This window comes from Dehalococcoidales bacterium, from assembly GCA_035529395.1.
In the GTDB taxonomy this organism is placed as follows: Bacteria; Chloroflexota; Dehalococcoidia; order Dehalococcoidales; family Fen-1064; genus DUES01.
This window is the reverse complement of the sequence record DATKWT010000142.1, coordinates 1-8,464: the sequence shown is the minus strand read 5'-3', so window position 1 is coordinate 8,464 and position 8,464 is coordinate 1. Positions and strand designations below refer to the sequence as shown.

The window sequence follows — 8,464 nt, the reverse complement described above, 5'->3', positions numbered from 1 at the left end:
CTTACCCATGCCGAGGAGTAGATATCCCCCTCCCAGGAATACAGGGAGGCGTTACGCATATCCTCCCAGACCACCCGGTGGCCCGATATTGCCGGAGTCCATTGCCGATTAGGTGCAGTACATAGCGGTATCTCGGCGCCTGTTGCCAGCTCGTACAGATAGACATCCTCTTCCGCCCCCCGGGAGTCCTCCCATACAATGGCCTCTCCCGATATAGCAGGATTATCCTGTGTGTGAATCTCGGTACAGACGGCGGTAAGCTCTCCGCCGGCCAGGTCGTACATGTAGATGTCCCGGTTGCCGTTGCGGTCGTCCTCCCAGACGATGCGGTCGCCACAGATAGCCGGATTGCCCTGGTCCCGGAGGTCGGTAGTAATCTGCGTTAGGCCGCTGGTACCCAGGTCATACATGTAGATATCGGCATTACCGTCGACCAGGCAGGTGTTGCGGTCATCCTCCCAGACGATGAGGTCGCCCCAGATAGCCGGATGCCACTGGTTGCTTGCTTCAATGCAGATGGGTATTTCATTTTCGGTTACCAGGTCATACATGTAGATGTCCCGGTTGCCGTTGCGGTAGTCCATCCAGACGATGTGGTCGCCCCAGATCGCCGGCTCTTCCTGTTTACTTGCTTCAGTACATATCGGTGTTTCTTCACCGGTAGCCAGGTCATACATGTAGATATCATAGTTACCGTCGCGGTTATCCTGCCAGACGACGCGGTCGCCCCAGATGGCCGGATTTTTCTGGCTTCCGCTTGCAGAACATACTTCGGTTTCTTCATCGGCAGTCAGGTCATACATGTGGATCTGCGGGGTGTAGGTGCGGTTATCCTCCCAGACGATGCGGTCCCAGTAAATCGCCGGATTTTGCTGATCTCCGTCTTCGGTGCATATGGTCTTGTCCGTATAGGAACTGGCGGTAGCAACGCCGCTCAAAGGTATATTGATCAGGCTTTCATCAGGGTCGTTAGAGGGGATGGACAGGGTGGCTGAACAGGGAGCGGTTGTATCCGGGCTGAACACTACCTCCAGGTCTGCCGAGTTTCCGGGTGCCAGCGTCTGCTCCGAGCAGTTATCGTTCTGTTTGGAGAAGAGTTCGGCATTAGCACCACTTATGTATATAGTGCCGATATTAAGGTCAGCCGTACCGTTGTTGGTAATGGTCACGGTCTCCGGCGGACTTGAAGAGTATACCTCGACGATAGTGCCAAAGTCGATGGCTATCGGATTTACCGTTATGTCCGGTTCGCCGTTTGCCTGAACGCTAGCAGGTTGAATGAGCAGGGCCATCGTCAGCAAGATGGCTATCCACAGGCGAATTACATTCTTCTTTCTCATTTTCTCACCCCTTTACACCGGCGCAGTATATTATATTAACTCGAGCGAGCATTTCTATAGTAAGAGCTCAAAATCTTAGAGCACTCCCTGGCATCCGAGAGGCAAAATTGCTGCGTGTCGGGGTAAGCAACAATGATAGTAACCATAACTTCTTCATAGTACTCTTGCCCTCTTTACGGATATTTCCAGGTGTCTCTGCGAGCGGCCCCTCCAGCTAAGGCAAGAGCAACTCTAATGGCTACACAACCACGACCATCCTTCGGGCTGCAGAACTGAGATAGGGACCACTAGAATGACCGCATGGTCATTCACCTTTTTCTGTCTCTTCTCGGTTTTCTGCTACTTGCTGCCATGCGCTCGACTCAAGTAGAGTACTCCCGCACCATTCGTATCACCTCCTACAGAAACAAAGCGGCACCGGCCGCCCCTTTCCCATCCCCGTGCCCCCGCCTCACTGCCTGGGAGTCACTCGTGTCGGGCTGGGATATGGATACTCACTAGTGTACAGGGACTCAGATTATAGCCTGCCGGATGGACTGTGTCAACCGCACTTTTATTGCCTTTTCCCACCACAGTGGCATGGCTGTCGCAGAACGGGCGTAGTCCACGTACGTGTCATTGTGCCAACAACAGAAAGTAGTCCAATGGCCCGGAATAGAGATTGATCGGCGGCAGTTCCAGGCGTTGAACAGAACGCTAAATCGTGCAATAAGTAACAACATACTAAAATGTGAAGCTACATTATGGATGCACGTGCGACCACAATCTGAAGCTGTGCCTAGCTAAGTTCCCGGTTACATTTCCGTTATGGAGTGAGATTAACGACCGGGGTTGTGATAGAGTGGTCTTCAACTACGAAATGTCCGGCTGAAACTGTGGCGGGAATGTCAATAAGGGTATTGGCGTTATGGACCTCTATTTTCTCTAAAGTAAGGGGGCTGCTTCCTTCATTGCGAACAACGTTGAATGAAACCGTAACCAGCGTGCCATCTCCATTTATACCAGAAGCGTCAATGATGCCAATTATCACCCGTCCGGGGATTTTCACGTTGTATTCCATCATGGAATTCCCTGTCAGTTCAGCAGTCTTCACTTCCAATGGCTCCAAGACCGTTGAATCATAGGCCAGTTCAATACCAATACTACCGACATTGCTGGCGCCCTTGAGGTCAACAGGCACCTTCAGTTCGCTTGCCCACTGCCATCTGCAGGGCGCAAAGTGCAGCCAGAGTGGTTATCCTCCCATCTCCGTTAAAGTCCCTCTTCACACACACAGTACTTGCTTCGATTTGCTCCGTCCTGTAGTTGATCTGCTTAAGGTCTTGCTCAGTAGCTAATCGAGCAGCTGGAGCAGCTCCCGCCGAAGCACTCTTAATTCCGTGCTTGAAGCTCATGTGACCGGCCAACCCTTGAGTATTCTTGAATTCCTTGCCACAAATATGACAGTTAACCATAGCAACTCCACTTTAGGACCGAGCAGCTCAGGTTGTCAGAAATGCGTTGGGATTACCTTCGAGAATGGCTTGGACACACTGCCCGAAGTGGAAGGCCTCCCTTAACCTCGGATTGTATCCCATGAACTGGTGTGTCTGAGGGGCTATCACGATACGTGCCGCGGCTACAACGTCACACGATTCACTTGCCCACGTCTCGCTAGGGCGCATTCTATGAAGAACAGTATACTGGCGTCAGTATTCATGCATCCGTGGGTAGAACGTCAATCAATGCGTAGGGTTACTTACACCCGCTGGGCTGAAGCCGTGCATGAACGTGGCATTGATCCCACGGAAGAGAGATTTGCTGAGTTGGCTGGGCTGGACTAGAGGGGCGTAGCCAGATGATTAGAGAAGAGGGCTAGCAGGTCTTCCCTACAGACGCACCAAGATCAATGAGGAGGAACCTGAACCATACTGAGTATCCTATAAAAGAATGCTAGCCCATTACCAACTCACGCTCAAACCGAGACTAGGTATTTGGCGACAAAATGGCGACAAATTGAAAAGGACTGGGTGTCACCAGAAGGTACTGCAGGCTCAAAATAGAGTTTTGACGATGGACACAATTGTACTAGTTTGAGCGTAAGAACACCAGTTGACATTCTAGCCTAGAATTTTAAGTCCGCTGCGTCTGCCTGTTCCGCCACCCCGGCATGGGTGAGATTATTGTAGTCAGTACAGCCATCAGCGTCAAGCCGTAATCTCTTGAAAGTCTTTATACAATACCTGGTTGCATGTTTGCGTTATTACTAAAGTCCTAGTGTAGTGTCTCGTATATGGCTTTACAATCCACGTTGTCATTCTGGAGGAGTCCGTCCTCTCAATAACCCGAAGGACGACGAAGAATCTTGGGTGGGGAAGGAGAACCCATTACCCACCACCCCGAGGTCCATTCGATTCGCTCAGGATGACAACTGGCGCGGCATCTCGCATACGGCGATACGACTTTGCCGGTCTGGCGATGGCAGCCTGCGTTGTCAAGTCAATTGTGAGACGGATGACTGGTAACATGATAGCCCTATTGGCCAGACTCGACCTGTAAATCAACGAGTAACAGGTACTAAAATGGTGTATGGCATAGACGGGTTATTACCGGGCATTATATATATGCCTCTACCCGATTCAATCGTGCTTCCACCTGCGTTCCTTACATGGCAGACCCTGTTGTTTGCATTTACATGCTACCTGTACGGTTCAATACCTTTTGCCCTTATCTTTACACGCCTCTTCAAAAAGCAGGACGTATCCCGAAAAGGGACGGGTAATATCGGCGTTGCCAATGCATTCGGTGTTGGTGGCTTAAGGCCCGGTTTCTCACCTGGTGGCTCCGCCCGATTCAAAATGCGCACTATATGCAGGAGCCCTTAGTCAGGCACTCATTTCCGGTCCCGCAAGCCCCATTTATCATCGTGGCGCTCCACGCGCGGCACAGTTCTCGAGTGGGGATTGGCTGCGAGGACACGAGGGATCTGGAGGTGAAACACCAGGAGTAGTATCTCACCAGCGACTCGACGACGTGTCGCAGGAGAGCCATGAAGGACCGATCGATTCAATGAGAGCAAGTGGCTTGCAGAGAGCAGGGTGAACTCGGACAAGCGTAGGGCTAATGAGGATACCCTTGCTATGGCGACCTAATCGGGTTCGAGGGAGAAGAACGGCTCGACCTTGATCCAGGCTATCCCGACGCGGCCGGTGGATGTGACCGGATCGAGCCTAAGAAATGTCCTGGTTCGCCCCCATGAGGGGACCACCACCTCGTACTCATGCCAATCGCCGTCTGGGTTGACATCGAAGCTCCCAGCATAATAGTCCCCGGAAGAAAAAGATAACCCTTCTCGTCCGAGGTAGAATTTCCCAGTGCCAGGGGGAGAAGCGTCGGTCTTCATGCGGATTGTGATCCGGAGGCTTCCGCCATGAGGGTAGGTCACCGGTGGGCTTAAGATTATGGGATTCGAGCCGATACTCTCGAACAGAAGGCCAATTAAATTGGATCTGAGGTCTCTGACCTCTACTTCGCCCTCCCAAACCCCTACTACCGTTGTCGTCCAGCCCTGCAGGCCCATGGTGAAGTCCCAGACAACTGGGGGGAATCCAGAGTAGTCCAGCGGAATCCCGAATGCTGCTGATCCGGTACAGGTTTCGCCATTGTGAGTCACTGATGCTCTGACCTCGAATATTCCACTCTGCCCAACGGCGGTGAGAATCCCGGTCTGGTCGATACTCCCCCCGGTAGCTTCCCAGAGGAACACAAGATCAGGGATCTCATTGCCGTGCCGATCCAGGCCTACGGCGGTGAATTGCTGCTCAGTGTCCCTGTCCACGACAATGTCGGACGGCTGAACGTCAACGGTGACTAAAGGGTCAGGCAAGATAGACACGTCCGCCGTCGCCGAAGCCCTGTGTGTTCCATTCACGACACTGCATTGGACCGCGCCCGCATGCGACCCCGCGTTCGTTCCCGCCGTGAAATGTCCGTCCGGACTGATGTAGCCCGTGTCGGGCGACACGCTCCATGAGCCTAGAGCATGTGAGATTTCGTTCCCGCCGTCGTCGAAGACTCCGAAGCTGAATACCTGCGTGACGCCTATTCCCAGCGTGACCTTAGCAGGTCCCACCACGACGCTGGTCACAGGCCCCAGCCCTACGGTCACAGAAGCAGTGGCCACAAGCCCACCTGAAACAGCTCCCAGAGAGGCAGTTACAGTGTGGGCGAACGTTCCCACCGTCGCATCCGCCGTGAACAGACCTCCGTGGGTTATGGAGCCACCTTCTCCGGCAATCCCCCAGGTCACTGTACTGGGCACAACATTGCCGAACTCGTCTCTGGCGACGGCTGTGAACTGCGTGGCCTCCTGAACGGCTAGCGTCGCGCTGGATGGAGCGATCTCCAGGCTAGCGGGCGGGCCCGGCTGCACTGTGATGAGATCACGCCTGGTAACGGTGTCGATACCGCCTGGGCCGCGAACCGTAAGCTGAACAGTGTAGCTTCCTGCGACAGTGTAGACGTAATCTGGATTCTTCTCTGTGCTGGTTGTGCCATTACCCAAGTCCCACTCTAATGAGGTAGCCGGTCCGACAGAGGCGTTACTGAACGTGACAGTCAAGGGCGCGGTGCCAGACTCCACGTCAACTGTAAAAAAGGCCAACGGCGGTGGCGGTAGGTGAGCGGGTGTTGGGGGTTGTGAGGTACACCCGGTCATAGCCAGCAGCACAACAGCAGCTACAGGTAGAACTCTACCGACACTCCTCATTACAACTCCGAGATGCGGTCGCTCGCGTCTGTTGTGCCTGTCGGCAGGTGGCTGATATCAACCCGCCGTCTTGACATTGCCACAAGCATGCTTGGCGCAAATCTGCTTCTCTTCATAGGACTCATCCTTTCGGTAGCAGGGCTTCGCTATCGTTTCATGCCTGGTCCCCTCTGCCATCCCTCCATTCGATTTACGGTCACTTCGCTGTCACCAGCTTCGGATTCTGATGCCACCTCTTCAGGCTGTTCGATATCCGGGATCGATTGCTCCAGCTGCGCCACAACCTCAGCCTGCGCGTTCTCTTCCATCTCGGCAAGGATCGTGGCCGCCGTCTCCTTGGTCTTTTCAAAGGCGTCTTTGATAGCTTCGAGCAGAGCAGAGTAGACCGTGTCGAGGGAGGTGAGATAGGGCTTGGTCACCCGGTGGACGTTCTCGGCCGCTTGCCGTTTCGCATCCTCGATTACCCGGGCTTTCTCCTGCTGGGCCTCGTCCTCCGCCTGTTCTCTGGCGGTTTCCGCTAGCCGCTTGGCTCGAGCTATCGACTCCTCCATCGTTTTGGCAACTGCCTGTATCGCGGAGAACTGCTCCAGCTGTTTGAAGGCAGCGCCACTTGAGCCACTGGTATTCTGGAGGTAATCGACGACTTCGTCCGGGTCAAGGCCGTTGTGAACGATGCGGAATTCCCTTCCAAACAACTCCACGTGGCCCTGCTCTGCCACTTCCTGCGGCTTTGACTCGTCTGTAGAGTCGGTCCTTTTCTTGACGGCTAGTTTCTGATTGCTCATAATCATATTCTAGGCTCAGGATATCGGCTGAAAAAGCCCAAGAGGTGCAAACTTGTGAGCTTACGGTACCAGTAGCAGCCCATGATACCCTGTCAGATACAGTATTCCCAAAGGTGTCAGCGGTGTCGTCATAGTACCGACGCTGGCTGGCGGTATTACGTTGGCCATCCGGTCCGGCAGTCCCCGCATCTTCCTAACACCCCGCACACCTGAACGCCTCCTCCTGCTTTCAGCGTAGCATATCCCTGCTGCTTGTCAATGGGCCTTTGGTCACGTCCGGCACGAGTAAGAAGGTACTCTCTATTCCGGTAAGCGCCAGGCCGGCATGCCTGCGCTTCGCAAGCCACGCCTTCACTGCCTCTCAAACAAGGGGTGCATCCAAAGGTAGTTCAGGAGAGGTTGGGACATTCCAGTATCCAGATAACCCTTGACACATACAGCCATGTAGCTCCAGGAATACAAGAAGCAGCTGCGAAGCGGTTTGACGAAGCTTTATTATCCAGGCGTGACAAAGTACTAGGTAACCCAGTATGATTCTTTCATTACACAAAGTGGGGTAAGGAGGTGAAGATGAGCGAACAACCCACGGAACACATGCTGATGGAAGTCTCGGAAGATTGCGAGAGACTGACTCTGGACGACGGATCACAATGGGGCGTAGAACCAGGGGGTACGCCAACAGTATCAACTTGGTTGCCTACATCCACCATAATCGTGAGTCTAGCTGATTCCGCTTCAGCCTGGCCTTATGAGTTGACGAATGCAGGCGAAGATGTCTCTGTGCGGGCTATGCGAACCGGCTGACAGTGTAACCAGTGACCCCATCAGCGTCATTCCAGAATGCCACTATTGGCAGTCCGTTAGCAAGAATGATGAAGCCCCCGAAATTCTTAAGAACTCGAGAGCTTTTAGCTTCAATTTTGGTAGCCCGCATTGGAAGCATTCCGAACTATTTTTCAAGAAGAAGGATTTGATTCCAGCATTACAGAGGTTGCTTACGGAGCAATTCCATGCTGGAAAGTATTCTTGGAGTGTTCGAAGTTGAGCTATATTGTTTGCGTTGCCAGCTTCTATTCGATTATATATAATTCATTGTCGTGACTTTATTGAGGTAAGTAAGCGGGACAATCCTATGCCTTGCCTCACAATTGCAAGGAGGTAACCATGCTAAAGGTGGTGCCACACCATAACTACCCACCCGAAGAAGGCCGCTATCTGCGGGGTAATGATGCCTCGCCAGTTGCAGTGGCGATTGTTCTTAACTGTGACAGTGACAAGATACCGCGGGAGTTGGTGATGTTAGTACGAGCGGGGATTGAGAGCGGAGCAGCACTTGCTGGCACGGTGCAGACGGAGAATATCGGCTTCGAGAAGATCATCTGTAATATCGTCGCCAATCCCAACATACGATACATGATTATCGGCGGGCCCGAGTCGGAAGGACACCGCGTTGGAGAAGCACTGGAGGCGCTGCTGGTGAATGGAGTCGATGAGAAGAAGCGAATCATCGGCGCCAGTGCACCGCACCCGATCCTGCATAATGTCCCGATGGAAATGATTGAGCGGTTCTGTAAGCAGGTCTCACCGATTCA

The 8,464-nt window shown here is 53.3% G+C and carries 6 protein-coding genes; 1 reads left to right on the top strand and 5 read right to left on the bottom strand.

Annotated features, from left to right (window positions below; genetic code table 11):
- From VMW13_09295 to VMW13_09275, 5 genes are all read right to left on the bottom strand, one after another.
- A partial coding sequence (locus VMW13_09295; GenBank protein HUV45009.1) for a choice-of-anchor D domain-containing protein occupies nucleotides 1-1,340 on the bottom strand: 1,340 nt, incomplete at its 3' end.
- Between the two features lie 805 nt (nucleotides 1,341-2,145).
- Nucleotides 2,146-2,520 carry a cohesin domain-containing protein gene (locus tag VMW13_09290; GenBank protein ID HUV45008.1) on the bottom strand — a complete coding sequence of 125 codons (375 nt, stop codon included), beginning with the start codon at nucleotides 2,518-2,520 and terminating at the stop codon, nucleotides 2,146-2,148.
- 1,947 nt (nucleotides 2,521-4,467) lie between these two features.
- Complete coding sequence (locus tag VMW13_09285; GenBank protein HUV45007.1) at nucleotides 4,468-6,036, bottom strand: PKD domain-containing protein; 1,569 nt, start codon at nucleotides 6,034-6,036, stop codon at nucleotides 4,468-4,470.
- A 197-nt stretch (nucleotides 6,037-6,233) separates the two neighbouring features.
- Nucleotides 6,234-6,872 carry a hypothetical protein gene (locus tag VMW13_09280; GenBank protein HUV45006.1) on the bottom strand — a complete coding sequence of 213 codons (639 nt, stop codon included), beginning with the start codon at nucleotides 6,870-6,872 and terminating at the stop codon, nucleotides 6,234-6,236.
- 60 nt (nucleotides 6,873-6,932) lie between these two features.
- On the bottom strand, nucleotides 6,933-7,079 hold the full coding sequence (locus tag VMW13_09275; GenBank protein ID HUV45005.1) for a hypothetical protein: 147 nt from the start codon (nucleotides 7,077-7,079) through the stop codon (nucleotides 6,933-6,935).
- A gap of 957 nt (nucleotides 7,080-8,036) precedes the next feature.
- On the opposite strand from VMW13_09275, the gene VMW13_09270 reads away from it, so the two are divergent.
- Nucleotides 8,037-8,464 (top strand): hypothetical protein (locus VMW13_09270; protein ID HUV45004.1); only part of this gene is annotated, 428 nt, incomplete at its 3' end.

What these genes read in the sequence shown, in the direction of transcription:
- VMW13_09280 (HUV45006.1), bottom strand. Translation starts at nt 6,872, where the DNA reads ATGAGCAATCAGAAACTAGCCGTCAAGAAAAGGACCGACTCTACAGAC.
- VMW13_09285 (HUV45007.1), bottom strand. Translation starts at nt 6,036, where the DNA reads ATGACCGGGTGTACCTCACAACCCCCAACACCCGCTCACCTACCGCCA.